This window comes from Sphingomonas sp. LHG3406-1, from assembly GCF_029637485.1.
Taxonomy (GTDB): Bacteria; Pseudomonadota; Alphaproteobacteria; order Sphingomonadales; family Sphingomonadaceae; genus Sphingomicrobium.
On the sequence record NZ_CP069128.1, the window covers coordinates 1,213,512 to 1,236,921 of the forward strand.

Annotated in this window: 29 protein-coding genes, 1 tRNA gene and 3 pseudogenes; 24 read left to right on the forward strand and 9 right to left on the reverse strand. The window is 66.5% G+C overall.

What is annotated here, in order from left to right; translation table 11 throughout:
* Window positions 1-24 precede the first annotated feature (24 nt).
* Window positions 25-1,119 carry a hypothetical protein gene (locus tag JOY29_RS05860; RefSeq protein ID WP_300975252.1) on the forward strand — a complete coding sequence of 365 codons (1,095 nt, stop codon included), beginning with the start codon at window positions 25-27 and terminating at the stop codon, window positions 1,117-1,119.
* Here JOY29_RS05860 and JOY29_RS05865 read toward each other — a convergent pair.
* Both JOY29_RS05865 and cysE read right to left on the reverse strand, forming a co-directional pair.
* Window positions 1,100-1,444, reverse strand: coding sequence for a DUF2794 domain-containing protein (locus JOY29_RS05865; protein WP_300975253.1), 345 nt, complete (start codon window positions 1,442-1,444; stop codon window positions 1,100-1,102). The two genes, JOY29_RS05860 and JOY29_RS05865, sit on opposite strands and share 20 nt — an antisense overlap.
* Complete coding sequence (gene cysE / locus JOY29_RS05870) at window positions 1,441-2,127, reverse strand: serine O-acetyltransferase (RefSeq protein WP_300975254.1); 687 nt, start codon at window positions 2,125-2,127, stop codon at window positions 1,441-1,443. Before cysE ends, JOY29_RS05865 begins: the two co-directional genes overlap by 4 nt.
* A gap of 148 nt (window positions 2,128-2,275) precedes the next feature.
* Between cysE and JOY29_RS05875 the strand changes: the two genes are divergently transcribed.
* On the forward strand, window positions 2,276-3,043 hold the full coding sequence (locus tag JOY29_RS05875; protein ID WP_300975488.1) for a sulfite exporter TauE/SafE family protein: 768 nt from the start codon (window positions 2,276-2,278) through the stop codon (window positions 3,041-3,043).
* A 64-nt stretch (window positions 3,044-3,107) separates the two neighbouring features.
* The gene (locus tag JOY29_RS05880) at window positions 3,108-3,347 is read left to right on the forward strand and encodes a hypothetical protein (RefSeq protein WP_300975255.1); all 240 of its coding nucleotides are present in this window, start codon (window positions 3,108-3,110) and stop codon (window positions 3,345-3,347) included.
* Here the strand turns inward: JOY29_RS05880 and JOY29_RS05885 are convergent.
* A complete protein-coding gene (locus tag JOY29_RS05885; RefSeq protein ID WP_300975256.1) occupies window positions 3,344-3,769 on the reverse strand; it encodes a hypothetical protein in 426 nt (141 codons plus the stop codon). The two genes, JOY29_RS05880 and JOY29_RS05885, sit on opposite strands and share 4 nt — an antisense overlap.
* A 43-nt stretch (window positions 3,770-3,812) precedes the next feature.
* Window positions 3,813-4,235, reverse strand: a complete 423-nt coding sequence (locus JOY29_RS05890; protein ID WP_300975257.1) for a biopolymer transporter ExbD — start codon at window positions 4,233-4,235, stop codon at window positions 3,813-3,815.
* 195 nt (window positions 4,236-4,430) lie between these two features.
* On the opposite strand from JOY29_RS05890, the gene obgE reads away from it, so the two are divergent.
* Together obgE and JOY29_RS05900 are read left to right on the forward strand one after the other, a co-directional pair.
* Entirely contained in the window at window positions 4,431-5,486 is a 1,056-nt protein-coding gene (gene obgE, locus JOY29_RS05895; RefSeq protein WP_300975258.1) for a GTPase ObgE, read from the forward strand.
* Window positions 5,483-6,388, forward strand: a complete 906-nt coding sequence (locus JOY29_RS05900; RefSeq protein ID WP_300975259.1) for an NAD(P)-dependent oxidoreductase — start codon at window positions 5,483-5,485, stop codon at window positions 6,386-6,388. Before obgE ends, JOY29_RS05900 begins: the two co-directional genes overlap by 4 nt.
* 2 nt (window positions 6,389-6,390) lie before the next feature.
* Here the strand turns inward: JOY29_RS05900 and JOY29_RS05905 are convergent, their stop codons facing one another.
* The gene (locus JOY29_RS05905; protein WP_300975260.1) at window positions 6,391-6,540 is read right to left on the reverse strand and encodes a hypothetical protein; all 150 of its coding nucleotides are present in this window, start codon (window positions 6,538-6,540) and stop codon (window positions 6,391-6,393) included.
* Between the two features lie 131 nt (window positions 6,541-6,671).
* On the opposite strand from JOY29_RS05905, the gene purS reads away from it, so the two are divergent.
* Together purS and purQ are read left to right on the forward strand one after the other, a co-directional pair.
* Window positions 6,672-6,905: a phosphoribosylformylglycinamidine synthase subunit PurS gene (gene purS / locus JOY29_RS05910; RefSeq protein WP_300975261.1), complete on the forward strand. Its 234-nt coding sequence runs from the start codon at window positions 6,672-6,674 to the stop codon at window positions 6,903-6,905.
* Complete coding sequence (gene purQ, locus JOY29_RS05915) at window positions 6,905-7,576, forward strand: phosphoribosylformylglycinamidine synthase subunit PurQ (protein ID WP_300975262.1); 672 nt, start codon at window positions 6,905-6,907, stop codon at window positions 7,574-7,576. The genes purS and purQ overlap by 1 nt, the downstream gene beginning before the upstream one ends.
* Here purQ and JOY29_RS05920 read toward each other — a convergent pair.
* Window positions 7,573-7,785: a hypothetical protein gene (locus JOY29_RS05920; protein ID WP_300975263.1), complete on the reverse strand. Its 213-nt coding sequence runs from the start codon at window positions 7,783-7,785 to the stop codon at window positions 7,573-7,575. The genes purQ and JOY29_RS05920 overlap by 4 nt on opposite strands.
* Before the next feature lie 98 nt (window positions 7,786-7,883).
* Between JOY29_RS05920 and JOY29_RS05925 the strand changes: the two genes are divergently transcribed.
* Window positions 7,884-7,960, forward strand: a tRNA-Arg gene (locus JOY29_RS05925).
* A gap of 654 nt (window positions 7,961-8,614) precedes the next feature.
* On the opposite strand, the pseudogene JOY29_RS05930 reads toward JOY29_RS05925, so the two are convergent.
* A pseudogene (locus JOY29_RS05930) lies at window positions 8,615-9,697 on the reverse strand (DUF2235 domain-containing protein); the annotation flags it as partial.
* Between the two features lie 139 nt (window positions 9,698-9,836).
* Here JOY29_RS05930 and JOY29_RS14015 point away from each other — a divergent pair.
* The 7 genes and pseudogenes from JOY29_RS14015 to JOY29_RS05960 form a co-directional block, all read left to right on the forward strand.
* Window positions 9,837-10,013 (forward strand): annotated as a pseudogene (locus tag JOY29_RS14015) (hypothetical protein); the annotation flags it as partial.
* Window positions 10,014-10,087: 74 nt separating this feature from the next.
* Complete coding sequence (locus JOY29_RS14020; protein ID WP_367280039.1) at window positions 10,088-10,552, forward strand: hypothetical protein; 465 nt, start codon at window positions 10,088-10,090, stop codon at window positions 10,550-10,552.
* Window positions 10,528-10,899: a response regulator gene (locus JOY29_RS05940; RefSeq protein ID WP_300975264.1), complete on the forward strand. Its 372-nt coding sequence runs from the start codon at window positions 10,528-10,530 to the stop codon at window positions 10,897-10,899. The genes JOY29_RS14020 and JOY29_RS05940 overlap by 25 nt, the downstream gene beginning before the upstream one ends.
* 304 nt (window positions 10,900-11,203) lie before the next feature.
* Window positions 11,204-11,833, forward strand: coding sequence for a PEPxxWA-CTERM sorting domain-containing protein (locus tag JOY29_RS05945; protein ID WP_300975265.1), 630 nt, complete (start codon window positions 11,204-11,206; stop codon window positions 11,831-11,833).
* Between the two features lie 7 nt (window positions 11,834-11,840).
* A complete protein-coding gene (locus tag JOY29_RS05950) occupies window positions 11,841-12,476 on the forward strand; it encodes a L,D-transpeptidase family protein (RefSeq protein ID WP_300975266.1) in 636 nt (211 codons plus the stop codon).
* 1 nt (window position 12,477) lies between these two features.
* Entirely contained in the window at window positions 12,478-13,347 is an 870-nt protein-coding gene (xrt, locus tag JOY29_RS05955) for an exosortase (RefSeq protein WP_300975267.1), read from the forward strand.
* Window positions 13,344-14,030 carry an exosortase C-terminal domain/associated protein EpsI gene (locus tag JOY29_RS05960; protein WP_300975268.1) on the forward strand — a complete coding sequence of 229 codons (687 nt, stop codon included), beginning with the start codon at window positions 13,344-13,346 and terminating at the stop codon, window positions 14,028-14,030. Before xrt ends, JOY29_RS05960 begins: the two co-directional genes overlap by 4 nt.
* On the opposite strand, the gene JOY29_RS05965 is transcribed toward JOY29_RS05960, so the two are convergent.
* Window positions 14,012-14,266, reverse strand: coding sequence for an XrtV sorting system accessory protein (locus JOY29_RS05965; protein ID WP_300975269.1), 255 nt, complete (start codon window positions 14,264-14,266; stop codon window positions 14,012-14,014). The genes JOY29_RS05960 and JOY29_RS05965 overlap by 19 nt on opposite strands.
* A gap of 46 nt (window positions 14,267-14,312) precedes the next feature.
* Here JOY29_RS05965 and JOY29_RS05970 point away from each other — a divergent pair, with 46 nt between their 5' ends.
* From JOY29_RS05970 to JOY29_RS05990, 5 genes are all read left to right on the forward strand, one after another.
* Window positions 14,313-15,104, forward strand: a complete 792-nt coding sequence (locus JOY29_RS05970; RefSeq protein WP_300975270.1) for a hypothetical protein — start codon at window positions 14,313-14,315, stop codon at window positions 15,102-15,104.
* Between the two features lie 213 nt (window positions 15,105-15,317).
* Entirely contained in the window at window positions 15,318-15,743 is a 426-nt protein-coding gene (locus JOY29_RS05975; protein ID WP_300975271.1) for a DUF2231 domain-containing protein, read from the forward strand.
* Window positions 15,740-17,062 (forward strand): sorbosone dehydrogenase family protein, encoded by a 1,323-nt coding sequence (locus JOY29_RS05980; protein ID WP_300975272.1) that lies wholly within the window; start codon window positions 15,740-15,742, stop codon window positions 17,060-17,062. Before JOY29_RS05975 ends, JOY29_RS05980 begins: the two co-directional genes overlap by 4 nt.
* Window positions 17,059-17,805, forward strand: a complete 747-nt coding sequence (locus JOY29_RS05985) for a cytochrome c oxidase assembly protein (RefSeq protein ID WP_300975273.1) — start codon at window positions 17,059-17,061, stop codon at window positions 17,803-17,805. Before JOY29_RS05980 ends, JOY29_RS05985 begins: the two co-directional genes overlap by 4 nt.
* Complete coding sequence (locus JOY29_RS05990) at window positions 17,802-18,476, forward strand: cytochrome b (protein WP_300975274.1); 675 nt, start codon at window positions 17,802-17,804, stop codon at window positions 18,474-18,476. Before JOY29_RS05985 ends, JOY29_RS05990 begins: the two co-directional genes overlap by 4 nt.
* Window positions 18,477-18,489: 13 nt before the next feature.
* Here the strand turns inward: JOY29_RS05990 and JOY29_RS05995 are convergent.
* Window positions 18,490-19,155 (reverse strand): annotated as a pseudogene (locus JOY29_RS05995) (cytochrome c); the annotation flags it as partial.
* Here JOY29_RS05995 and JOY29_RS06000 point away from each other — a divergent pair.
* The 4 genes from JOY29_RS06000 to JOY29_RS06015 are packed head-to-tail and all read left to right on the forward strand — an operon-like array spanning window position 19,069 to window position 23,199.
* On the forward strand, window positions 19,069-19,425 hold the full coding sequence (locus JOY29_RS06000; RefSeq protein ID WP_300975275.1) for a c-type cytochrome: 357 nt from the start codon (window positions 19,069-19,071) through the stop codon (window positions 19,423-19,425). The pseudogene JOY29_RS05995 and the gene JOY29_RS06000 sit on opposite strands and share 87 nt — an antisense overlap.
* A gap of 2 nt (window positions 19,426-19,427) precedes the next feature.
* A complete protein-coding gene (coxB, locus tag JOY29_RS06005; protein ID WP_300975276.1) occupies window positions 19,428-20,372 on the forward strand; it encodes a cytochrome c oxidase subunit II in 945 nt (314 codons plus the stop codon).
* Entirely contained in the window at window positions 20,369-22,906 is a 2,538-nt protein-coding gene (locus tag JOY29_RS06010; protein WP_300975277.1) for a cbb3-type cytochrome c oxidase subunit I, read from the forward strand. The genes coxB and JOY29_RS06010 overlap by 4 nt, the downstream gene beginning before the upstream one ends.
* On the forward strand, window positions 22,906-23,199 hold the full coding sequence (locus tag JOY29_RS06015; RefSeq protein ID WP_300975278.1) for a hypothetical protein: 294 nt from the start codon (window positions 22,906-22,908) through the stop codon (window positions 23,197-23,199). Before JOY29_RS06010 ends, JOY29_RS06015 begins: the two co-directional genes overlap by 1 nt.
* The last annotated feature ends 211 nt before the right edge of the window (window positions 23,200-23,410 follow it).

Below are 23,410 nucleotides of genomic sequence, written 5' to 3' on the forward strand. Positions count from 1 at the left end.
GCCCGGCAACAGGGAGGTGTTTCCATGTACACGCAGAACGACCTCGACGAAGCCGTGGCGGCGGGCGCGATCACGCCCGAGTCGGCCACCGCGCTTCGGGCCTTCGTCGACCATCAGCGCAATACGCCTGCCGTCGACGAGGAGCATTTCCGGCTAATCACCGGCTTCAACGACATCTTTGTCTCGATCGCCGCCGCCATCCTGCTCTTCGCCATGGGCTGGATCGGGCAGAGCATTGGCCAGAATCTCGGGCTGGTGATCGAGAGCGAAGGCCCCTCCCCGCTCGCGCCCGCCCTCGTCGCCGGCACCGCCTGGGGCCTCGCGCTCTTCTTCACCGCCAGGCGGCGCATGGCGCTGCCCTCGATCCTGCTGCTGCTCGCCTTCGTCGGCGGCACGGTCGCGACCGTAGGGTTCGCGCTGATCTTCGGCATCGGCCAGACCCGTTTCGAGGGCGAAGGATCCGAGTGGCTGGCGGGCCTGGTCGGGGCAACCGCCGCCAGTGCCGGTGCGATTGCCGCCTTCCTCCACTGGAAGCGCTTCCGCGTGCCGATCACCGTCGCCGCCGGTGCCGCCTCCGTGGCGGGCATCGTCGTCGCCCTCATCGCCGCCGCCATCGGCGACATTCCGGCGCTCGAGACTATCATCCTCTCGACCGTCCTGCTCCTCGGTGTCGGGGTCTTCCTGTACGCCATGCGCTGGGACAGCTCGGACCGAGCGCGGATCACCCGCCGGTCGGACGTCGCCTTCTGGCTCCACTTGCTGGCGGCGCCGATGATCGTCCATCCGATCTTCACCCTGCTCGGCCTCAACGACGGCGACGCCACCATCGGCGAAGGCCTGGCGGTGGTCGCCATCTATGTCGCGCTCGGCCTCGCCGCGCTCGCCATCGACCGCCGCGCCCTGCTCGTCTCTGCGCTCGCCTACGTGCTCTACGCCTTGAACGAGCTGTTCGAGCAGTTCGGCGCGGTCAGCCTCAACATCGCGCTGACGGCGCTGGTGATCGGCTCGGCCCTGCTGCTGCTGTCGGCCTTCTGGCACCAGGCCCGGTCGGCGATCGTCACCAAGCTGCCGCTGGCCTTGCGCGGCTACCTGCCGCAGCTCAGTCCGACACCAGCTTGATCAGTCGCCGTTCGAGCGGGGCCAGGACCAAGCCAAGTTCCTGGCCTCGCTTGAGCACGGCGCCATGCTCTCCGACCAATGCCCACGCCCCTTGCTTCATGCGAAGCGAGGGGCGTTTTTCGATGCGGATCTCGGGCCGCTCGGCCGAGCGGCGGAACGCGGCGAAGCTGGCGAGGTCGGGCGCGAACTGCATCGCATAGTCGCGCCAGTGGCCGGCCGCGACCATCCGTCCGTAGAGATCGAGGATGCGCTGCAGCTCGATCCGGTCGAAGCTGACGACGGCCTTCCGGTCGATACGCGCCGGAAAGGGGGTGACACTGCTCACGCGGTCCTGCTCTCCGGCTGTTCCTTGGCGCGCGCCTTGAGTTGGCGAAGTTCGCTACGCAGCTCCTCCATCTCCTCTTCCATCGTCGCCAGCCGCGCGCGGATCGGATCGATGTCCTCGCCGCACGGCGTGCCATAGGGGACGAAGCCTGGACTGTAGTGGACGAGGTCGACCGGCACCGGCCGCGCGGGGATTCCGACCACGGTCGTCCGGGGCAGCACGTCCTTGGTCACCACGCTGTTCGACCCGACCCTTGCGCCCTCGCCAAGCGTGATCGGCCCCAGGATCTGCGCGCCCGACCCGATCACCACATTGTCCTCCAGTGTCGGATGGCGCTTGCCGCCGACTCCGGTCGAGGGATTGGTCCCGCCGAGCGTCACATTCTGGTAGATGGTGACATTGTCGCCGATGTCGGCCGTTTCCCCGATCACGGTGAAGCCATGGTCGATGAAGAAGTTGCGGCCGATCCGCGCACCCGGGTGGATGTCGATCCCGGTCATGAACCGGCTGAAGTGATTGACCAGCCGCGCGAGCCAGCTCAGCCGCCCGATCCACAGCCAGTGGGCGATGCGGTGGTAGAGCAGCGCCCACGCGCCGGGATAGAGGATGACGTCCCACCGGCTGCGCGCCGCGGGATCACGTTCCTTCACACTGTCCAGATAATCGAAGAGAGCCAGGCGCAACGAGACGCGTCCTTGGGTTATGACTGTTGGGCGTGAATGTAAGTCTTTCCGGCGCGGTTGCAAAGAAAGGGCATGGATCGCCACTAGGCGCGGGTCATGTGCTGAGGCATGGCATGGTCCGCGACCAACGACGACAGGGGCCGACCTTATCCTCGCCGAGCTTGCTGCCGACCCTTCCGTCCTGCTCCCCTTCGTCCTGATCGGTTTCGCCGCACAGCTGATCGATGGCGCGCTCGGCATGGCCTATGGCGTGATCAGCTCTACCCTGCTCGTCTCCATGGGCGTTCCACCCGCCGCGGCCAGCGCCGGGGTCCATACCGCCGAGACCTTCACCACCGGCATCAGCGCGATCAACCATGTCGCCCACCGCAACGTCGACTGGCGCCTGTTCGCGCGGCTGGTCATCCCGGGCGTGATCGGCGGCGTGATCGGCGCCTATCTTCTCAGCAACATCCATGCCGAGGTCGCCCGGCCGATCGTGCTCGGCTATCTTGCTCTGCTCGGCATCGTCCTGCTCTGGCGCGGCTGGACCCACCGCCACGTCGCCCGGCAGCCGAAGATCGTCGCCCCGCTCGGGCTTGTCGGCGGCTTCCTCGACGCGGCCGGCGGCGGCGGTTGGGGGCCGGTCGTGACCTCCAACCTGATGGTCCAGGGGTCCGAGCCGCGCTACACGATCGGCACCGTCAACACGGCCGAATTCTTCCTCACCCTCACCATCTCGCTGACCTTCCTGCTGACCATCGGCCTGGAGGCCTTCAGCATCGCGGTGCTCGGCCTGCTGCTCGGCGGAATGCTTGCGGCGCCGCTGGGCGCCATCGTCGTCAAGAGGGTGGAGCCCGACAAACTGCTGGTCATCGTCGGCCTGATCCTCACCGCCACCAGCGCCTTGGGCCTGTACCGGCTGCTGGCCGCCTGACCCTTTCGGCCAAGGAACCCCTCCTCCCCTGATGCGCTCGTCATGGCTCACAGCGGAGACCCCCATGCTCGACACCGACCAGCGCCCGTCCGACAGCGCCATCCAGGCCCGCCAGCGGGAGATGGCGGCCGAGCACATCCTCTTCCAGGTCGTCCAGCATGTCGAAGCCCAGCACCCCGGCCTGATCGACCGGATCGACGCCAGCCTCGACCATCTCGGCGATCCGGCGAAGGACGGCACGGGCGACGACGAGGCCGTCAGGGAAATCGCGCGCCGCTTTCTGGCCAGCGCCCGCAAGGCCTAGTTCGGGCTCGCCTCCTGCAGACAGGCCCTGGCCGGCGAGCAACTCAGGTGCTTGCGCATCATCTCGCGGGCAAGTTCGATCGTCTCGCACGGCGCCGTCTCGTCGATCCTCAGGATGGTCGCCGGTACCGGCTCCATCCGGACGACCATGTCGAGAAAGGTGTCGAGGAAGGGACGCGGCCCGTGCATTCCGTTTAGTGCCGCTCCATTCCAGCGGATCGCGCCGTCGCTGCTTGCCTGGATCAGGTTGCGTGGACCTTCCACCGCTGCGCGATCGATGATCCGGAAGTCAGCTGGCATCACCCCGCACTGGGTCGGCGGCGATGATGCTGGCCTGCGCTCCGGCGCAGCTCCCCCGGCCGAAGCGCCGAAGCCCGACAGCATGGCGAGCATCAGCAGGGGAGATGATCGATATGTTTGCATGAGGAACCTCCGGATCTCGGTTCGCGGGCTCGGGCGAGGGTCGTCAGAAGTGCCGGTACGCCTCGTTCCCGACGAAACCCAGACGCGTCAGTTCCGCCCTCTTGGCCCGTACCAGCACCTCGTCGACCGCTCCGTAAGGCGCCCTCGGCGCCGGCTGCAGCTGGAGCTCGGGCGCGCTCGGCATCTGCGCCATGCGCTCGAACAGGGTGGTCAGCTGCGGGGCACCGGCCGGCTCGCCGTTGAACAGATACTGCCCGCCCTCGGTCACCACCACCTTGTTGCGCAGCGGGTCGGGCTGCCATTCGGTCCGGTCGGACGGCAGGTCGAGCTTCACCGCATGGCTCTGCGGCGGAATGGTGATGATGAACATGACCAGCAGCACCAGCATGATGTCGATCAGCGGCGTGGTGTTGAGCTCCATCATCGGCTCGGAAGCGGCGGCGGCGGGAAGGGTCATGCTGGCCATGCTTGCACCTCATACGCGAGAGACAATGTAACGTCTCATGGAACGGAGCACATGGCAAGCTGTCCTACACGCCTCATTTCCGGTACAGGGTTTCTGCCCGGCAAGCGCCGGAAGATGGCAAAGTGGACGAAGTGGACGCTATGGCTTTTTCGTCGAACATGGCCTTTGTCCGCGTGAACGCCTAAAGGCTCGCCCATGCATTTCCTCGACCAGGCCAAGATCTTCGTCCGTTCGGGCGCGGGTGGCCCCGGCGCCGTTTCCTTTCGCCGCGAAAAGTACATCGAATATGGCGGACCCGACGGCGGCAACGGCGGCAAGGGCGGCGATATCGTGTTCGAGGCCGTCCACGGCCTCAACACGCTCATCGACTTCCGCTACACCCAGCACTTCCGGGCGCCCCGCGGCAAGGGCGGAGCCGGCTCCAACCGCAGCGGCGCTTATGGCGACGATCTCGTCATCAAGGTGCCCGTCGGCACCCAGATCCTCGCCGACGACGAGGAGCGCACCCTGCTCGCCGACCTGACCGAGGAGGGCCAGCGCATCTCCTTTCTCAAGGGTGGTGACGGCGGACGCGGCAATGCCAGCTACAAGACCTCCACCAACCGCGCTCCGCGCCAGCACCAGAAGGGCTGGCCGGGCGAGGAGATGTATGTCTGGCTGCGGCTGAAGCTGCTCGCCGACATCGGCCTCGTCGGCCTGCCCAATGCCGGCAAGTCGACCTTCATCAATGCCGTCACCAATGCCGACGCCAAGGTCGGCGCCTATGCCTTCACCACGCTTCGCCCGCAGCTCGGCGTCGTCAGTCACAAGGGCCGCGAGTTCGTCGTCGCCGACATCCCCGGCCTGATCGAGGGCGCGGCGGAGGGTGCCGGCATCGGCGACCGCTTTCTCGGCCATATCGAGCGCACCCGGGTCCTCCTCCACCTGATCGACTGCAATGACGAGGATGTCGCCACCAGCTATCGCATCGTCCGCGACGAACTGGACGCCTATGGCGCCGGGCTCGAGGACAAGGCGGTGGTCGTCGCGCTGAACAAGGTCGACACCATCGACGCCGAACTGATCGAAGCGCTGTCGGCTGAGCTGGCGGAGGAAAGCGGCTTTCCCGTCTTCGCCCTCTCCGCCGCCGCCGAGATCGGCCTCGAGCCGGTGCTCGATGCCCTCGCCGAACATCTCGACGCGCCCGGCGGCGAGGACGAAGCGGAGGAGGAGGCCGAGGCCGGCGCAACCAAGGCCTGGTCGCCGCTGTGAAGCTCGCCATTACCGGGGGGACCGGGTTCGTCGGCGCGCGGCTGTTGGCGCTCGCCGTAGAAGCCGGCCACGACGTGACCGCCCTCACCCGCCGCTCGCAGAATGAGCGGCGCGGAGTCACCTGGGTCCAGGGCTCGCTCGACAATCGCCCGGCCCTCAAACGGCTGGTCGAAGGAGCGGACGCAGTCATCCACGTCGCAGGAGTCATCAGTGCGCCCGACGCCGCCGGCTTCGAGGCGGGCAATGTCGCCGGGACCCTGTCCGTCCTCGCCTCGGCCACCGCTGCCGGCGTGCACCGCCTGGTCCATGTGTCGACCCTCGCCGCCCGCGAGTCCGGTCTGTCGCTCTACGGCGCGTCCAAGGCCAAGGCCGAGGAACTGGTGATGAGCAGCGGCCTCGACTGGGCCATTGTCCGCCCCCCCGCCGTCTACGGCCCCGGCGACCGCGAGACGCTCGAACTGTTCAAGGCCGCGCGCCTCGGGCTGGTCCCGCTGCCGCCCGCTGGCCGGCTCAGCCTCCTCCACGCCGACGATCTGTCCCGCCTGCTGCTCGCCCTTGCCGAGCCGGATGCGCCCGCCAAGATCCTCTATGAACCCGATGACGGGCGCGAGGGCGGCTGGAGCCACCGTGAGTTCGCCGCCGCACTCGCCACCGCGCAGGACCGCCGCGCGGTGGCCCTTTCGGTGCCTGCCGCGATCATCCGCTTGGGCGCGCGGATCGACCGGCTGGTCCGGCGCAATGGCGCCAAGCTCACCCCCGACCGCGCCGCCTATTTCTGCCATCCCGACTGGACGGTCGATCCCGCCCGCCGTCCGCCAGCAGACCTGTGGTCACCCGCGATCGATACGCCGGCTGGGCTCGAAGACACCGTCAGCTGGTACGAGCGACAGGGCTGGCTCTGATCTCAACCCTTCGCCTTATAGCCGGCCACCGCACCGAGCAGGAAGGCGGTCATCAGCGCCAGGGACACCTTCCCGCCCGGGTCGGTCCAGCCAAAATAGGTCGGTCCGACCAGGAACAGCCCAAGGAAAATGGCAGTCGCGAGATAGGCCATTTGGACGCACTCCCCACGCCGGCATCTGACAACCGGCCCCCGCACAGCATCGCCCCCAAATGCTTGCTAGACTCTTATCCCTTCTTCATAGGCGCCTTGTCAAAACGAGCCGCAGCGGGAGCGAAAAAGGCATGAAGGCACGTGTACTGGTCACGCTGAAGTCCGGCGTGCTCGATCCCCAGGGCAAGGCCATCCACCACGCGCTGGAAGGCCTCGGCTTTGGCGGCGTCAACGACGTGCGTGCTGGCAAGCTGATCGAACTCGACCTCGACGATGGCAGCGACGATGCCGTCATCGAGGAGATGTGCCGCAAGCTCCTCGCCAATACCGTGATCGAGAACTTCCGCATTGAGCGGCTCGGCTGATGCGGACCGCGGTCCTCGTCTTCCCCGGCTCCAACTGCGACCGGGACCTCGCCGTAGCCCTGGAGCGGGCGACCGGCCGTAAGCCGGACATGGTATGGCACCGCGAGACCGCCTTGCCTGAGGGCATCGACCTGATCGGCGTCCCCGGCGGCTTCTCCTATGGCGACTATCTGCGCTCGGGCGCGATGGCCGCGCGCTCGCCGATCATGCAGGCAGTCATCGAGGCCGCCGGTCGCGGCATACCGGTGCTCGGAATCTGCAACGGTTTCCAGGTGCTGACCGAGGCGGGGCTGCTGCCCGGCGCCCTGATGCGCAACGCCAACCTGACCTTCGTCTGCAAGGACGCCGACCTGACGGTCGCCAACAACCAGACCATCTTCACCCGCGGCTATGATGCCGGGGAGGCGATCACCATTCCCGTTGCCCATCACGACGGCAACTATCAGGCGGATGCCGAGACGCTCGCCCGCCTCGAGGGCGAGGGCCGCGTCGCCTTTCGCTATGCCTGCACCGTCAACGGCTCGGCCAACGACATCGCGGGCATCGTCAACGATGCCGGCAACGTGCTCGGCATGATGCCGCATCCCGAGCGCGCGGCCGAGGCGGCGCACGGCAACGAGGATGGCCGGCGGCTGTTCGAAAGTCTGATCGGTGCGTTCGAGCGCGCCTAGCGGCCGCGCGGGGTGATGTCGCGGCAGCCGGTCGTGGCGGGCGGCATGGCGCAGAGGAAGATGCGGTCGGGGCCGGGCTGGTCGATGACCACTGTCCGCCGCTCTAGCGTCATCGGGTTGGTGAGGATGATGATCCGCGCCGCATGCGCCGGAGTCGCGGCACCAAACATGGCCAGCAGTGCAAGCGATAGAACAGAAGCTACGCGCATTGGACACCCCCTGTCCTATTTTCCTAATACACTCCCGCGCGGCTGAACAGTGGATGAATGCTTGAGCCCCGCGCCGACTCTCCCTAGCGAGGGCGCGGGCGCCCGTAGCTCAGCTGGATAGAGCACGTGCCTTCTAAGCTCGTGGTCGCAGGTTCGAATCCTGCCGGGCGCGCCACTCCTGTGTCCTACAGCCTTTAGGCTGCTCCGGAGCCTTAGAAGGTTGCTCCTGAAAAGGAGGCCTCTTGATCGGCCGGGCCGGCCAGCAACGTGGTGGAGAGGAACCGCTGCATCTACTGTACCAGGCCGCTGATACCACTCGAAGCTGAGGAAGACCGCCGTAATCCCTCCTTCGAGCACATCATTCGTACTCGCTCGGGCGAAGCGGCGATTGATGGCGAAGCTTCAATCCTTCAGCTGGTCGCTGATTGCTTGGGGAATAAGGAGGTTGCTTGGAAGCTGAGCCTCCAGTCACAATAGACCGCAAGCCTTAAGATCATCTTCGTGGAGCTCGACATGTATGACAGAACATGCGGTTATGTTGGCGGCACTGCGGGTACATAAACCCGTTCAGTTGACTTGACGGCAACTTCTGAGCGCCGCCGTCTTCCATGACCCACTTGCTGACGCTCAGGCTCGCTCTGCCGGTTCCCAAATGCGGACTTTAGTTCATTGGGCCGGTGGCGGCCGAGAAGACCCATTCTCGGCCGCTGACGCCTGGCTTCCTGCCGCCCCTAGGCGGACGATCGTTCATCGAGCGAGGCTGCGGTCGGGAGACCATGATCACTCATACCCCTTTGCTGAAGAGAAGGCCGGAAGCGCCATCCTTAGTTCAACCGCGCATCTGCGAGCGAATGTTGTGCAGGCGCTGCTCAGCTGCCACCACCTTGCTCTGATCCCCGTCTTCTCGCAGAGCGTCGACGGCACGCTCCATTGCCTTCGCAGCCTCTCGAAGAGGAGCACTGGCGTAGGCGCCCCTCCGCTTCAGCTTTGCAAAGACCTCATGGTCGGATGCCAGATTCTCTAGGGCGCCGGCGAAATTGGCCGCGGGCTCATTGTACCAGGCGAGCTCCACTAGCTCCTGGTGGATGGCAATCGCTTCGCTCAGGTCGCTGCGACACTGGCTCTTCTCATCCTTCGTAAGCTTGCCGGCTTGGATGACCTGATCGCTGTACGTAACCAGCGCTTGAGCAAGCCCATCTCTCGCTTCGAAGGCTTTATCGCCGAGCGCATCGATGTCTGTCACGGCGAGGCGATACCTCCGCGCCAACTTGGACAGATTGTCCTGCTCAACGACCTTGTGGGTGGTCTCAGCGTCCTTGATCGGCCCGGACACTGGCAAGTCGTTCAGCGCTGCGGACAGGGAAGCAAGAGCGGCTGGCCGGTAGGGCTTCCGCTCGGGCAACGCGTTAGCTGGAGCATGCCAGCGCCGGATTGCTGGTGCAGATACCTGCCACAGCTGAGTTGGTCCTTGCCGCCCCTTCTTCAGCCAATGAGTGGGCCCGCCCGAAGGCGCCTTCTCGTTGATCAACGGGGCAAGCGGGTCAGGCGCAAATGCCTGGATGCGAGAGCCCTTTTCGATGTCGAGGCGAAGGCCCGCATCCTTGGCTCCCTTCAAGACCCATGCGAGCGCCCCGTCGGAAAGCCCACGAATATCCCCGCCGCCACCAACCGAGCCATGAGTGCCCGGAAACCAACGCTCCTGGTACGGCGCATCCGGGTCCGAAGCTGCGAAACCTTTAGCCGCGTTAAGATCGGTCAGATCGCCCCACGGCTCAGGCGGAAAGAGCGCGCGCGCTTCATCGATCGCCACGGCATGCCGGGCTCTCTCGACGAAGCTGGTCAAACCAGCATCATGAAAGCGATGCTTTCGATTGAGCATGCCGCTAAGCGGAACGACCTTTGGCACGCCGAGTGCACTTACAGTAGCGAGATCGTCCGCAAGCTCTGTAGCTCGGTCGACATAGCCGAGCCCGCAAACAAGGAAAGGTTTCTGACCCTCAGTGAGGCCGGGAGTTCACTCGGCTTGAAGCAGTCTCGGCTTGCCTAACGAAGTGCCTGTCGACCTGACCAATTGTGATCGCGAGCCGATCCACATCCTTGGGGCGATACAGCCGATCGGCTTCCTGCTCGCGCTGACCGCCGATTGGATCGTCGCCCGCGCCTCGGCGAATGTGAGTGACTTCCTTGGCCGATCGCCAGAGCAGCTGATCGGCGAGCCCTTGGCCACCTTCTTGTCGGCCAAGGTCATGCATGACCTGCGCAACCGCACGGCCATGCTTCGCGGGGCCTCCTTGCCATTCCGATTTCACGCGCTCCGCGCGATTACGTGGTGCTGTTCCGCTCCGAGCTCGTGCGCTCCGTGCGGTGGGCTGAGCGGGCTGCGAAGCTCACTGGGCAATTGCTGGCATTCTCTCGACGGCAAGCACTTAGGCCCGAGGTCTTCGATGCTGGCGAGCGCCTCGAGGCAGTGAAAGACATGCTTCGTACGGTCGTCGGTGCTCGGGTGGTCCTCACCACCGGAGCGGACTGCGAGAATTGCTATATTGAAGCAGATCTCTCGCAATTCGAGACAACGCTCGTAAACCTAGCGGTGAATGCGCGGGATGCGATGGACGCTGCGGGTAATCTCAGCATCAAGGTGAGGCCTGCGGACAGAGTGCCGGGTGTGCGAGGACATGCGCCTGCTTCCGGCAAATTTGTCGCGGTCTCTGTCGCTGACACGGGGTGCGGCATTGCATCCTTGTGGTCGAAGATAACGAACAAGTAGGTTCGTTTTCTACTCAACTCATCTCTGAGCTCGGCTTCGATACCACCTGGGCACCAAGCGCCAACGAGGCACTAAAGCTGTTGGACGAGAACGGTGACGGCTATGCGGCCGTTTTCTCTGATGTTGTCATGCCCGGAATGAACGGCGTGCAGCTCGGCCTCGAACTTCGGCGTCGCGCGCCTGGTCTGCCGGTCATCCTGACGAGCGGCTACAGTCAGGTTCTTGCGCAAGAGGGTAGCCATGGGTTCCAGCTTCTGCAGAAGCCTTACTCCATCGAAGAGCTCAATCGCGTGCTGACGAAGGTCACTCGGGAGAGCGCCGGGTCAGCTTGGCCGAATAGAGCGTAGCTGGACGTCTGCTTGTGGGTCTTGGAATCTGTGGCTTGGACGTCGGCGTTGGGCGCTAAGCAGACCCTAGCGGATCACTGCACGGAAATTTCTTTATGATCTGAGTGCCCAATTCTATCATGCCGGGCGCGCCAATATTCATCCGTCATCGACAATACGCCTTGCCAAGGAGATTAGGCGAAGCGACACCGTTCGTCGCAGATGATGTCGCGGAAGCGCAACAAAACCGAAAGCCGGCCGTTTACCCAGCGTTCATCCAGTCCGGCTCTCCGGTCCGGTCCAGTTGCGGGTAATGACCATGAAAATGAACCAGCAGAAGCGGTATCTGGTGTTGCTCTCGTCGGCCGGCCTGCTTGCCGCCGCCGCAGGCTTTGGTGCCTACGCGGTTCCGACGGGCGCCGAAGAGGCCAAGGCCGAGTCACCCGACGTTGCCGGCCTCCTTGGCCAGCGATCGCCCGGCATGCGCATGGCGGGCGCCGAGACCAACAAATATGGTCCGATCCCGGCCACGGCCATCACGCCCATCTCCGCGCCGCGTCCGCAGGTACTCAGCGAGCGCGACGGTCCCGAGCAGAAAATCGCCATGGCGCCTCCCGAAGTGCTCGCGCCTCCCCCGGCGATCGGAGCGGCTCAGGCGCCGGTTCCGCCAACCGCGACCGCCCCCGCCGCCGTTCCCGCGGCTGCCGTTCCGGTGGCCGTGGCTTCGGCATCGGGCATCGGGCTCGCGGCCTTGCTGCCGGCCATCCCCGCGGCCATCGCGATCGGCTCGGGTGGTGGTGGCGGCCAGGGGTCCAGCAGCTTCGCGCCGGCCGTCCCGGAACCGCAGACCTGGATGATGATGATCACCGGCTTCGGCCTGCTCGGGCTCGCCCTGCGGCGCCGGCGGCGGCAGGAGCGTGGGGCGCATCGGTCGGCGACTCCCCAGCTCGCCTGACACCGGCGTGAGAGGGACATCGGTCCCGGCGCTGCTGGCCGCGGCGGCGATGCTGTTCGTCACGGCCTGCCGAAGCGAGCCGGAACCGCAAGCCGCGCCGGCCCAGCCGCTTTATTCGATGGACCGCGTGACGCTGCCCGAAGCGCAGGTCCTGCCCGCGCTTTCCGCCGCCACCCCGAATGCGCGCCCGATTGCCAGCCTGCTCAACGTGCCGCTGGCGATGCGCTACGGCGACTGGCGCTGGAACGAGGACAAGGTCCCGCCGGGCGAGATCTGGATCCTGGTCGACCTTTCCGCGCAGACCATGTCGGTGTTCCGCGGCGCGCATGAGATCGGCACCGCGGTCACCCTCTATGGGGTGGACCGCAAGCCGACCCCGACCGGGCGCTTCACCGTGCTTGAGAAGCGCAAGGACCATGTCTCCAACCTCTACAACGCCCCCATGCCGTACATGATGCGGCTGACCATGGACGGCGTCGCCATCCATGGCAGCGACGTTCGCGCGGGCGCAGGCACGCATGGCTGCCTCGGGGTGCCGGAGGATTTCGGCGCCAAGCTGTTCGAGCAGGTGAAAGCCGGGACCGAGGTGCTGATCCTGCAGGACGCTCGGGGAACCTCTGTCCGCCAGGCCCAGGCAGCCTGAGGTGAGCGCAACCGCGGCAGTCGCCCGCCAGACCGGTACAGCCGCTGAGCGACCTTGGGCGATGTTCGCCGTTGCGGCGGGCGTGGCGGTCCTGCTCGTCCCGACGGTCGTGACCCTTGGCAGGACTCACTGGACCACCGAGAACGGCGCGCACGGACCACTGATTCTGGCCTCTGCTCTGTGGTTGTTCTGGCGAGAGCGGCAGAAGATCAGCTGGCGGCCGGGGAGCGTCTCAAGCGCATGGCTCCTTTTCCTCGTTCCGCTGCTGCTTACCTACGTCGCGGGACGGGTCCTCGACATGGTCGGGACGGAGAGCGCCGCGCTCTACCTCATCCTTATCCTCCTCGGTTTCTTCTACTGGGGAGCGCCCGTGATGCGGCGGCTATGGTTCGCGGTCCTCTACGCGGGCTTCCTGGTCAAGCCGCCCGAAGGTCTCGTCGCCGACGTCACCAGTCCGCTCAAGGTGTGGCTTTCCGACGTCGCCGTCGATCTCCTGCACGCCGCCGGCTATCCCGTCGGCAACAGCGGCGTGCTGATCCAGATTGCGCAATACGAACTGCTGGTGAAGCAGGCCTGCGCCGGGCTTGGCTCGCTGGTCACCTTGCTCGCCATCGGCCTTCTTACCGTCCACCTTATGAAGCCGGAGGGATGGCGGCGGAAGGCCGTGCTGATAGCCAGCATCATTCCGATCGCCATCCTCGCCAACCTTCTCCGCATCCTGATCCTCATCCTCCTTACCTTTCACGCCGGAGACGGGATCGCGCAGGGCTTCGCGCACGATCTCGCCGGCCTGTTCACCTTCACCCTGTCGATCGCGGGCATGTTCGCGGTCGAAGCCATGCTTCGGCGCGGCAGTGCGGTGCGGGCATGATCGGCAGCCGGCGCGAATTCCTGGTCGCTGCGGGATGCGGGGCTGCGGCCCTTGGGGGCGGACTGATGTCGTCGCGCGGGGTCAAAGCGCCGGAAGACCTAGGCGTGCCGGTCGAGCAGCTGCTTCCCGAGCAGCTCGGCGAATGGCGGTTGGAACCGCGCTCCGACCTCCTCATCCCGCGCGGGGACTCGGAGGAAGAGGCGGTCTACGACCAGCTTCTCACCCGGGTCTATTCCAGCGGTGCAGCGCCGCCAGTAATGCTGCTGATCGCCTACGGCAGCAGCCAGACCGGAACGACCCAGCTCCACCGGCCGGAGGTATGCTACCCCGCCGCCGGCTTTGCGCTCGAGGATCGCCCGGCCGTGCAGCTGCCGATCAGCAGGGACGCCGCCGTCGAGGCTCGCACCATGACCGCAAGAACGTCTGGCCGCATCGAGCAGATCCTCTACTGGAGCCGTATCGGTCGCGACTTCCCGGTCAGCGCGCTCGGCCAGCGCTGGTCCCTGCTTCGGCAGGCGGCCAGCGGCGGCGTGCCGGACGGCGCGCTGGTGCGAATGTCGACGATCATGCTCGATTACCGGGCAGCCCTCCCAGTCCTCACCGGCTTCGCCAGGAAGCTGCTGGAACTACCGGGCCCGGCCCGTCGCTTGCTGACCGGAGTGGATCAGGGAGCGGGCGGTTGATGCGGGCGGCGGAAGAGGAAGTGGCGGACGTAGCCGAGAACGAGCAGGATCAGCAGCGCCGCGGCAAGACCATGCCCCTCGTTGCCGAGCCAATTGGCGACCGCGCAGCCGGCCGACGGCACCAGATAGTGGAACAGCCGGTCGTCGTCATGCTCGACGTCAACCGAGCGGGACAGGAACAGCGTGACCAGACCGGCGAAGATGAAGACCGTCACCCAGTCCCAGATCGTTTCCATGCGCCCCTCTTCCTTTGACAGGATGAACGGCAGGCGCCGCACATGGTTGCTTGTCACGAGCGTCGCGCCGCTGCTCGCGCTGGCGGGCTGCAGCGGCGATGCGCCCTCGGGCCAGGTGATCGCCACCGTCGACGGCTCGGAAATCACCCTTGCCGAACTGAACGAGGAAGCCCGAACCCGCAATCTCGACGTCGCCGCGGACCGCGCCCTGCGCGACGTACTGCTGCGCGAGCTGATCGAGCGCAGGCTGCTGGTCGCCGAGGCGCGCCGCCGCAAGCTCGACCGAACGCCCGAGCACATCCTAGCCCGGCGCCGATGGGAGGAGATTGCGCTGGGCCAGCAGCTTCTCCAGGCCGCGGCGAGGGAGAAGGGCCAGGTGCCGGAAGCGGAACTTGCACGCTTTGCCAGCGAGCACCCGCAATGGTTCGCCGACCGGGCGATGATCACCGCCGACGTTGCCGCGGTTCCCGCCACCATCCCGCAGCCGTTGCGGCAGGCGCTCGGGCAGGCGACCAGCCGCGAAGCGATGGAGCGGCTGCTCGTACAGGGAAATGTGCAGGCACGCTGGACCCGCCAGGAGTGGGACAGCGCAGCACCTCCGTCCGGCCTCGAACAGCTGCCGGGATCCGGTCCCTTCGCGGTCGAGCAGGACGGGCAGTTGGTCATCGGGACGGTCGTTGCCCGCCGGCCGACCCCGGTCCCGCCCGAACAACGGCTACAGCTTGCCCGCGCCATGATTGAACGGCAGCGCGCGGAGGAAGCGATGACCCGCATTCTCCAGCAGGCCCGGTCGAAGGCCGACATCTCGCTCCAGCCCACGTCCGCCGAGAGGCCTTGACGCAAAGGCGAGATCCGACACGCCAAAAGGCGAGTTCCGCCTGTCTTCTACTCAGAACCGTTCGCAACCTCGCACGTTGGCTCGTGACGGAACTGGTACGTGCGCCCTGCATTTCCGTAGCAGCGCTCCGCGTCCCAGGAGCGTCGGACTACTTTCGTTCGACTCCACCATGCCTGCCTCCGTACGAGGGCGGCCGACGCGCAAGGAGATTTCATGGTCAGTTCCGCCGCGCCGCAAAGGGTACTTCACCCGGTGCACGCCATCCTTCTTGCCTCGAGCCTGCCGCTTTTTCTCGGCGCCATGCTGGCGGACTGGGCCTACTCCTCGACGCAAGTGGTGCAGTGGATCAACTTCGCCGCCTGGCTGAACGCCGGCGCCATGATCTTCGCCGGAGCGGCGCTGCTTTGGGCGGCGATTGATTTTTTCCGGGCGGACGTGCGCCGTGACCGACGCTCCATATTCTATGTCGTGGTGCTGCTGGCGACCGTCGTTCTCGGCTTCGTCACCGCCCTCATCCACGGCAAGGACGCCTGGGCGACCATGCCCGCCGGTCTGATCATGTCCGTGATCGTCTTCCTGCTCGCACTGGCCTCCGTGTGGCTAGGCTTCTCCACCCTTCGCTCGGGAGTTGCCCGGTGACCCGCTTCTCCCTGCTCGCCACTGCTGCCGCCACCCTCGCCCTTGCTGCCTGCGGTGGCGAGTCCGAGGTCACGCAATATGGGTCGAACCCGACCCTGCCTGAGCCATCGCGTGGCCTGATCCCCACCATGACCATCGCCAGCCCGGCCGGCTGGGGAGATCGGCGCCCGACCGTGCCGGAAGGCTATCAGGTCACCGCCATCGCCACCGATCTCAAGATACCGCGACAGACGCTGGTCCTGCCGAACGGCGACATCCTCGTTGCCGAAGGCAAGGGCGGCGGCGATGCGCCGGTCATGCGCCCCAAGGACATGATCGCCGGCTATTTCAAGAAAAAGGGCACGAGTTCGGTCAAGGGCGGCGACCAGCTGACCCTGCTTCGCGATGCCAATGGCGACGGAACTTACGAGGGCCGCACCGTGTTCGCCGAAAACTTGAATGCACCGTACGGCCTGGCGCTCATCGGCAACCGACTGTTCGTCGCCAATCAGGATTCACTGGTGCGCTTCGATTATCAGCCCGGCCAGACCCGCGCCACGGCGGCGCCGGTGCTCGTCACGCGCCTTCCCGCCGAGATCAACCACCACTGGACCAAGGCTCTGACGGCCAGCGCCGATGGCCGCTACCTCTATGTCGGCAACGGCTCCAACAGCAATATCGGCGAGCGCGGCATGGCCGTCGAAGAGGAGCGCGCGATGGTCTGGCAGATCGACGCCGCTACCGGTGCCCACATCCGCTACGCCACCGGCCTGCGTAACCCGACCGCGCTTGCCGTTCAGCCCGGCAGCGGGCAGCTTTGGGCGGTGGTGAACGAGCGGGACGAGCTCGGCGCCAACCTCGTTCCTGACTATCTCACCTCGGTCCGCCAGGGCGCCTTCTACGGCTGGCCCTACGCCTATTGGGGACCGAACCCGGACAGGCGGGTGCAGCCGTTCAAGGAAGAGATGGTCGCCCGAGCCGTCCGTCCCGACTATTCGCTGCAATCGCACACCGCCCCGCTCGGCCTCGCCTTCTCCAGCGCCGCCATGGGCGCCCGCTTCGCCGACGGCGCGTTCGTCGGCATGCACGGCAGCTGGAACCGCGAGCAGCCGGTCGGCTACAAGGTCATCTTCGTGCCCTTCCGCGGCGGCCGCCCGGCCGGTGCACCGATCGATTTCCTCACCGGCATGCAGGCAGACGGCAAGACCTTCGGCCGCCCAGTTGGCGTAACGGTCGATCCGCGCGGCGCGCTGATCGTGGCGGACGACCTGTCCAACACCGTCTGGCGGGTCACCCCTGCCCAGGCCCGGGCACCGGCGCGGATCGCCTCGGTTCAGTGACCCTGGCCATCGGCCGCGCGTGGCTGCCCTATTGTGGAGCGGCACCAGTCCCGGCCGACCTCCTCGGCCGCTGGAATATCGATCCGGTTCTGCTCGCCGGCATCGTCCTCGCCACTTTCCTGCTGTGGCGGGTAACGGAGACCCGCCAGCAGCGCCTCATGCTGGCGGCAGCCGTCAGCCTCGCCCTCCTCCTGTTCGTCTCGCCCTTCTGCGCGCTGAGCTCGGCCCTGTTCAGCGCTAGGGTATCCCACCACGTGCTGCTCGCCGCCGTGCTCGCGCCGCTGCTCGTCCATGCCCTTCCCGAGCGAAGGACCCGCTGGCCGGGCTCGATTACCCTGTGGACCGGCCTCCAGGCCGTGACCTTCTGGCTATGGCATGCGCCGACCCTCTATGCCGAGGCGCTGAGCAGCGATGCGATCTACTGGCTGATGCAGCTGTCCCTGACTGGGACCGCCATGGGATTCTGGGCCGCATTGCGCCGATCCGAAGCACTGGTGGCGGTCGCCGCCCTGCTGGTTAGCACGGTGCAGATGGGGCTGCTCGGCGCCCTCATCACCTTCGCCGGAACACCGCTCTACGCGCCGCACTTCCTCACCACCGACGCCTGGGGCCTTAACGCGATTGAGGATCAGCAGATGGCCGGCCTCATCATGTGGGCGCCTTCGGCAGGCCTCTACCTCGTTGCCGCCCTCTTTATGGCCCATCGCTGGTTCGCCGCCGAGGATCGCAGGATGGCCGCATGATCGAGTGGCTGCGGGCATGGGGCAACAGCCATACCGAACGGGGCCGCTACTCGCCGGTGGGGATCGCCTTCCATTGGATCATGGCGCTGCTGATCCTCTTTCAGCTCGGCTGGGGCTTCTGGACCGACTGGATGATGCCGGGCGGGGACAAGGTCTTCGCCTATCAGGTGCACAGTGCGGCCGGACTGCCGATCCTGCTGCTGGCGGTCGGGCGCGTCTTTTGGCGCATCCTGATCACCGACCCGAAGAACGATGCCGATCGTCCCGGTCTTCAGAGCCGGATCGCGCACTGGACGGCGATGACCTTCTATGTGGCCTTCTTTTCGCTACCCCTGTCGGGCTGGATCATGTGGTCGTCCGTGGCAGCGCCCGGCCCACTCTACCTTGGCGGCCTCGTGCCGTGGCCCCAGGTGCCGCTCGGCGGCCTCGAGCCGATCACCCGCTACGCCATCCTCGACATTGCCGAGGACGTCCACATTGCCTCCGTCATTCTGCTGCTCTTGCTGATTCCGGCACATGTAGGGGCGGCCCTGAAGCACCACTTCTGGGATCGCCACGACGTGCTGCGGGGGATGCTGCCGGAGATTCCGGACTGGGAAGGCCGCCGCCGGCCAATCTCGCCGAATAGTCGGCCAGCGCCTTCGCTTCCGAAGGAGTCAGGCGCTGGCTGATCCGCAGCATGACGTCGCCGGGATCGTTCCGGCGCTTGCCGATCCGCCACAGGCGCAGCTGTTCGGCGAGGTAGGTTGGCGGCTGTCCGGCGAGCGGCGGATTGGCGGGGCCGAGCCCCTGCCCCTGCTCGCCATGGCAGGCGGCACAAGCGAGCAGCCCGCGTTTCGGATCGCCCTCATGGTAGAGGGCGAGGCGCTGCGGCGGCATCGCCGTTTTGCCTTCGACTGGCAGGCCGGCATAATGAGCCGACACGGCCAGCCGTTCGCCGCCGCTCAGTTGCTGCGCGATCCAACTCATCTGCGTGTGATAGCGGCGCCCGTCGGCATAGGCCTCGAGCTGCCGCTCCATGTAGCCCGCATCGAGCCCGGCCAACCGCGGCGCGCCCGCGCCATTGCCGCGTCCGTCGAGGCCGTGACAGGTGAAGCAGGCATTGGCGGCACCCGCCTCGGCGCCGCTGAGCGCAATCACCCGGCCATTGTCGGCGAAGCGGTCGAGCGAGCTGGTATCGGCCGCAGAACAGGCGGCGAGGGCCGATGCCGTGACGGGGAGGAGAAGCTTGCGCACGGGGTCGCAATCCCCGGGGCGCGGCACTTGTTCCCGCTCCTTATCCTCGGCCTCGCAGCCTGCAAGCCGCCGCCTGAGCAGCGCCAGTTCATGCCCCAGGCCAGTGCCGCCCATGGCAAGGCCGTGATCGAACGTGTCGGCTGTGGCAGCTGCCACCTCATTCCGGGCGTCCGCTGGCCGCAAGGCAAGGTCGGGCCGGCGCTCGACGGCCTCGCCCAACGCGCGTTGATCGCTGGCAAGCTGCCCAACGAGCCGGACGTGCTCGCCGCCTACATCCGGAACGCGCCGGCGCTGGTGCCCGGCTCCGGCATGCCCGCCATGCCGGTCAGCGAGGCGGAGGCGCGCGATATTGCGGCCTATCTCTACGAACAGGGAGCGAAGTAAGGATGTTTGAAGGCTGGCCTCCCCCCGTGCTGGATCCGGCGGGACCCTATGCGACCTCGGTCAGCCTGCTGAGCTGGATCCTCTTCGGCATGGCGGCGGTGGTCCTGCTGGTCGTGCTGGCGGCCCTTTACCTCGCCCTGTTCGGCCGTCCCGCGCTCCAGGCGAAGGTCGGTGGCAAGTCCGCCATCTGGATTGGCGGCGTCGCCTTCCCGCTGGTCGTGCTTACCGCCCTCCTCATCTACGGCCTGTCGCTCACCCGCCACCTCAACGACCCGATCCGCGGCGACGAGCTGCGGGTTCGGATCACCGGCGAGATGTGGTGGTGGCGGGTCGCTTATCTCGACCGCAGCGGGCAGGAGGTGGTTCAGGACGCCAACGAACTGCACATCCCCGCCGGGCGCCCGGTCGTCCTCGAGCTCCAGTCCGCAGACGTCATCCACAGCTTCTGGGTCCCCCGTCTGTCGGGCAAGCTCGACATGATCCCCGGCCGCCGCAACCTGATGCGCATCCAGGCGGACAAGCCCGGCATCTTCGGTGGACAGTGCGCGGAATATTGCGGCGGGCCGCATGCCCTGATGGGCTTCACCGTGGTCGCCCACGAACCGGCGCAGTTCGAGCGGATGATGGCAGCCCGGACGGCGCGCCAGGTCTCCCAGCCAGTCCTCGCCGGCGGCGGTGTCGGCCCGCAACTATTCGAAAGCACCGGCTGCGCCGCCTGCCACCGCATCGCCGGCACCGGCGCCAACGGCCTCGCCGGTCCCGACCTCACCCATGTCGGCAGCCGCCGCACGCTCGGCGCCGGAATTCTCCCAAACAATCACGGCACGCTCATGGGCTGGATCGGCAACAGCCAGGCGATCAAGCCCAACAACCGCATGCCGCCCTACACCTTGCTCTCGGCTGAGCAGCTGAACGAGCTCGCCACCTATCTCGAGGCGCAGAAGTGACGTCGGAAACCGGCTTCGACCCGAAGCTCTACGATCGCTTTCCCACGTCCGAGCCGCGGCCCGAAGGCGAGTTCGAGCAGCTGAAAGAGGTGTGGAAGGCGCCCACCGGCTGGGCGCGGCTGACGATCGTCAACAACAATTACGTTGGCCTTTGGTACGTCGCGGCGGCCTTCCTCTTCTTCCTGCTCGCCGGCATCCTGGCCCTCGTCATGCGCGCGCAGCTCTCCCTGCCGCTGCTCGGGATTCTGCCGCAGGAAACCTACAACCAGTTCTTCACCATGCACGGCACGGTGATGATGTTCCTGTTCGCCGTCCCGATCATGGAGGCGATCGGGGTCATGCTGCTGCCGCAGATGCTGGCGGCGCGCGACCTGCCCTTCCCGCGCCTCTCGGCCTACGCCTTCTGGGCCTATTTTGTCGGCGGCCTCTGCTTCTTCGCCTCCATCTTCGCCGGCCTTGCCCCCGATGGTGGCTGGTTCATGTACCCCCCGCTCACCAGCACCACCTACTCGCCCGGCATCAACGCCGACTTTTGGCTGCTCGGCATTGGCTTTATCGAGATCAGCGCGATCGCCGGTGCCATCGAGATCCTGGTCGGGATCCTCAAAACCCGCGCGCCCGGCATGACGCTGGCCCGCATGCCCCTGTTCGCCTGGGCCATGCTGGTGTTCGCAGGCATGATCCTGATCGCCTTTCCGGCGGTGATCCTCGCGACTCTGCTGCTCGAACTCGAGCGCGCGCTCAACTGGCCGTTCTTCGACGCGGCGCGCGGCGGCGACCCGATGCTGTGGCAGCACATGTTCTGGTTCTTCGGCCATCCGGAAGTCTACATCATCTTCCTGCCCGCGGCGGGGCTCGTCTCGACGATGGTGGCTTCCCTCGCGAAGACGGAGCTGGTCGGCTACCAGCTGATCGTCCTCGCTCTCGTCGGCACCGGCTTCATCAGCTTCGGCGTCTGGGCGCACCACATGTTCGCGACCGGCATGCCGGCGCTGTCGACCAGCTTCTTCTCGGCCGCCAGCATGGCGGTCAGCATCCCCGCCGGCATCCAGGTCTTCAGCTGGATCGCGACGCTTGCCACCGGCAAGCCGAGCTTCAACACTCCGACCCTGTTCGTCATCGGCGGGCTCGTCACCTTCGTGATGGGCGGCCTTACCGGGGTGATGGTGGCGATGGTGCCGTTCGACTGGCAGGCGCACGACACCCACTTCATCGTCGCCCACCTCCACTACGTGCTGATCGGCGGCGCGGTGATGCCGGTGTTCGCCGCTTTCTATTTCTGGTTCGGCATGACGAGCAAACGGCCCCTGTCCGAGCGGCTCGGCAAATGGGTCTTCTGGCTGTTCTTCGTCGGCATGCACCTGACCTTCCTGCCGATGCATCTTACCGGGCTGATGGGCATGCCGCGCCGCGTCTACACCTATCTGCCGGGCATGCACTGGGAATGGACCAATCTCCTGTCCACCGCCGGTGCCTTCATCCTCGCGCTTTCCGTCCTGCTGTTCTTGGTCGACCTCGCCCGCAACTTCCGCTTCACTGTCGATGACGACGCCGGCAACACTTATGGCGGCGGCACCCTCGAATGGCTCCCTACCGGCCTCTACTCGACCCGCAGCATCCCGGTGGTGAAGAGCCGCCAACCCCTGTGGGACGATCCCAACCTCAGCCGCGACGTCGAGGAAGGTCGCTACTTCCTGCCAAAGTCCGCGACGGGCCTGCGCGAGACGCTGATCACCAGCCCCGTCCGGGCGGAGCCGCAATATTTGCAGATCATGATGGGGCCGTCGGTCTGGCCGTTCCTCGCAGCCGTCTTCACCGCCGGCTTCTTCCTGCTGCTGACGGTGCAGGCCTATTTCCTGTCGTTGGCCTGCCTGCCGCTCGCGATCTTCTCGGTGCTGCGCTGGCTGTGGGACACCGACCGGCCGCCGCCGATGCGGGAGGTCGACGTCGGCGCCGGGATCATGCTGCCGACCTATGTCACGGGGCGGAGCGCGCATGGCTGGTGGGCGATCATCTGCCTGCTGGTGGTCTGCTTCATGATCTTCCTGATGGCCGTGTTCGGCTATCTCTTCCTGTTCGGCATCCACCCGAGCTTCTGGACCTTGCCGACGGACCGTTGGTGGGCGCTGCCCATCGCCGGGCTCTACGGCTTCGCCGCCCTGCTGCTCCTCTATGGCCGCCGGCTGCTCGCGCGGGAGGGTTCGACCAACTGGAGCCCGACCGCCGCCGTCCTGTTCGCCTGCGCCGCCATCGCCGCCGCCATCGCCATCGACTGGTTCAGCTGGCGGGCGCAGGGCATCGATCCGGAACTGACCAGCCAGGGTGCCATGTCGCACGCCATGCTGGCGCTTCAAGGGCAGCTGGTCGCGGTCGTCTTGCTGATGGGCGTCTTCCTTGCCGCACGGACCGCCCGCGGCCTGGTCACACGCCCGGCCAACACCACCTTCGACGTCGTCACCCTGTTCAGCCTCTACACGGCATCGCAGGGCGCGGCGACGGCCCTCCTGATCCGCTTCTTCCCGGCGGCGATCTGATGCGCCAGTGGCTGTTCCTGACCAGCGGAATGCTGCTCTGGACCGCGCATTTCTTCGGGGTCTACATCGCCGGGAGCCTGTTTCCGGGCAGCGTCGTCGCCGACTGGCTGACCATCATCCTCACCATCGCGGGCCTGCTCGCGGCCATGATTCTAGCCCGGTTTGCCTGGAAAGCCTGGCGCACCAGCTCAACCGACGAAGTGAGGCACTGGATCAGCGGCATCGCCCTGATGGGCGACGCGCTGGCCGGTATCGCCATCCTCTACCAGGGGCTGCCCGCACTCCTGCTCTGAGCCGCGCTCGGCCTCTCAGGACGCGGCACGAAGCTTTCGCGAGCCGGGGCAGCCGAGCACGGCGTGGCAGCCCATTGGCATATCCTGATGGTCGGGCATGGGCACTTCATGCTAGCCGTGCGCCATCGGCAGTGGCGGCAATGGCACTGCGCAGCAGATGGCCGAACCGGTCATCGCCGCGCAGGCGACAACGCCCAGAACAGCGCCGCTG

Coding starts and splice junctions, on each gene's coding strand:
- JOY29_RS05860 (WP_300975252.1), top strand. CDS start 25: ATGTACACGCAGAACGACCTCGACGAAGCCGTGGCGGCGGGCGCGATC.
- JOY29_RS05880 (WP_300975255.1), top strand. CDS start 3,108: ATGCTCGACACCGACCAGCGCCCGTCCGACAGCGCCATCCAGGCCCGC.
- JOY29_RS05885 (WP_300975256.1), bottom strand. CDS start 3,769: ATGCAAACATATCGATCATCTCCCCTGCTGATGCTCGCCATGCTGTCG.
- JOY29_RS05890 (WP_300975257.1), bottom strand. CDS start 4,235: ATGGCCAGCATGACCCTTCCCGCCGCCGCCGCTTCCGAGCCGATGATG.
- obgE (WP_300975258.1), top strand. CDS start 4,431: ATGCATTTCCTCGACCAGGCCAAGATCTTCGTCCGTTCGGGCGCGGGT.
- JOY29_RS05905 (WP_300975260.1), bottom strand. CDS start 6,540: ATGGCCTATCTCGCGACTGCCATTTTCCTTGGGCTGTTCCTGGTCGGA.
- purS (WP_300975261.1), top strand. CDS start 6,672: ATGAAGGCACGTGTACTGGTCACGCTGAAGTCCGGCGTGCTCGATCCC.
- purQ (WP_300975262.1), top strand. CDS start 6,905: ATGCGGACCGCGGTCCTCGTCTTCCCCGGCTCCAACTGCGACCGGGAC.
- JOY29_RS05920 (WP_300975263.1), bottom strand. CDS start 7,785: ATGCGCGTAGCTTCTGTTCTATCGCTTGCACTGCTGGCCATGTTTGGT.
- JOY29_RS05945 (WP_300975265.1), top strand. CDS start 11,204: ATGAACCAGCAGAAGCGGTATCTGGTGTTGCTCTCGTCGGCCGGCCTG.
- JOY29_RS05960 (WP_300975268.1), top strand. CDS start 13,344: ATGATCGGCAGCCGGCGCGAATTCCTGGTCGCTGCGGGATGCGGGGCT.
- JOY29_RS05965 (WP_300975269.1), bottom strand. CDS start 14,266: ATGGAAACGATCTGGGACTGGGTGACGGTCTTCATCTTCGCCGGTCTG.
- JOY29_RS05975 (WP_300975271.1), top strand. CDS start 15,318: ATGGTCAGTTCCGCCGCGCCGCAAAGGGTACTTCACCCGGTGCACGCC.
- JOY29_RS05990 (WP_300975274.1), top strand. CDS start 17,802: ATGATCGAGTGGCTGCGGGCATGGGGCAACAGCCATACCGAACGGGGC.
- coxB (WP_300975276.1), top strand. CDS start 19,428: ATGTTTGAAGGCTGGCCTCCCCCCGTGCTGGATCCGGCGGGACCCTAT.
- JOY29_RS06015 (WP_300975278.1), top strand. CDS start 22,906: ATGCGCCAGTGGCTGTTCCTGACCAGCGGAATGCTGCTCTGGACCGCG.